Origin of the sequence: Affinundibacterium nitidum, from assembly GCF_014284155.1 — a bacterium.
GTDB lineage: Bacteria > Pseudomonadota > Gammaproteobacteria > Burkholderiales > Burkholderiaceae_D > Undibacterium > Undibacterium nitidum.
Window position 1 is genome coordinate 1 of sequence record NZ_JACOFZ010000020.1, and the last position, 2,037, is coordinate 2,037.

Annotated in this window: 1 protein-coding gene; it reads left to right on the forward strand. The window is 50.0% G+C overall.

Going from position 1 to position 2,037, the window contains the following annotated elements; all coding sequences use genetic code 11:
- On the forward strand, positions 1-2,037 hold a 2,037-nt coding region (locus H8K36_RS18845), incomplete at both ends, for a beta strand repeat-containing protein (protein ID WP_186918073.1).

The following is a 2,037-nucleotide window of genomic DNA, read 5'->3' on the forward strand; positions in this document are numbered from 1 at the left end:
CTGAAGGTCATACTTTAACGATTGCAAGTTACACGATTGCCGGTGTGGCTGGTACCCAGGCAGTAGGTGCTCCAGTATTGATCGCCGGTGTTGGTACGATCACGATTAATGCGAACGGTAGTTATAGTTTCGCGCCTGTGACGAATTACGCTGGTTTGATACCTGCTATTACCTATACGGTCACGGACGGTAATGGTGGTACGGATACATCAACCTTGGCCTTGAGTATGACAGCGGTCAATGACACACCAGTCAATACCTTCCCAGCGGGTTACACAACAAACGAGGATACGTCACTCAAATTAAGTGGTTTGTCGATTGCCGATGTTGATGCAGGAAGTAGCAATGTAACTGTGACCTTGAGTGTGGCTAGCGGCACCTTAACGGCTGCGACAGCCGGTAGTGTGACAGTGTCTGGTTCTGGAAGTAGTACCATTACCTTGACAGGCACGGTGACTAATATCAATGCGTATTTGAGTACAGTCGCGAATCAACCGACCTTTGCACCTGTAGCGAATGCGAGTGGTACGGTAGCGTTGACCATGACGACGAATGACGGTGGTAATACCGGTACTGATCCAGGTTTGACAGGTACAGCAACAGACGAACGTGATATTGATACGATCAATATCAATGTGACGGCTGTGAATGACACACCAACGAACACTTTACCAGCGGGTTACACGACAAATGAAGATACCTCACTCAAACTGAGTGGCTTGTCGATTGCCGATGTGGATGCGGGAACTAACAATGTGACAGTGACGTTGAGTGTGGCTAGTGGCACCTTAACGGCTGCGACAGCCGGTAGTGTGACAGCGTCTGGTTCTGGAAGTAGTACCATTACCTTGACAGGCACGGTGACTAATATCAATGCGTATTTGAGTACAGTCGCGAATCAACCGACCTTTGCACCTGTAGCGAATGCGAGTGGTACGGTAGCGTTGACCATGACGACGAATGACGGTGGCAATACCGGTACTGATCCAGGTTTGACAGGTACAGCAACAGACGAGCGTGATATTGATACGATCAATATCAATGTGACGGCTGTGAATGACACACCAACGAACACTTTACCAGCGAGTTACACGACAAATGAAGATACCTCATTCAAACTGAGTGGCTTGTCGATTGCCGATGTGGATGCGGGAACTAACAATGTGACAGTGACGTTGAGTGTGGCTAGTGGCACCTTAACGGCTGCGACAGCCGGTAGTGTGACAGTGTCTGGTTCTGGAAGTAGTACCATTACCTTGACAGGAACGGTGACCAATATCAATGCGTATTTGGGAACGGTAGCGAATCAACCGACCTTTGCACCTGTTGCAAACGCGACTGGTACGGTGGCCTTGACAATGACGACCAATGACGGCGGCAATACCGGTACTGATCCAGGTTTGACCGGTACAGCCACAGACGAACGTGATATTGATACGATCAATATTAATGTAATACCAGCAAATGACGTGCCAGTATTGAACGATACAACGAACCCAGTTGCAGTGGTCGAGTTGGCTAATGCTTCTGCGCAAAACTTGGTCCCAATCAACGGTAGCTTCGCTGTATCCGATGCAGATGTAGGTGACACCTTGACAGCTTCAGTGGTGGGTTCACCCGTAGTGCAGTTGAACGGTGTGAACTACACCTTGCCAGCTAGTGCGACAGCATTGACGGCAGCAGGTGCATTCAGCATCACGCCAACGACCCAAACCTCGAATGGCGGTGCAGGTACAGCGATTGCGTACACCTACGATCCAGCAGCGGCGAACTTAGACTTCTTGCGTGCAGGCCAAAGCTTGACGATCACTTATCAAGTGAAGGTCAATGACGGTACGGCAGACTCCGCAGTGCAAGACGTGACGTTCACGATCACCGGTGCGAACGATGCGCCAGTATTGACAGATACGACGAACCCAACAGCGATCGTAGAATCTGCAGACGCTTCTGCGCAGAACTTGGCTCCAATCACAGGCAGTTTCGCCGTCTCTGATTTGGATATCGGCGATACCTTGACTGCTTCAGTTGTTGGCTCAC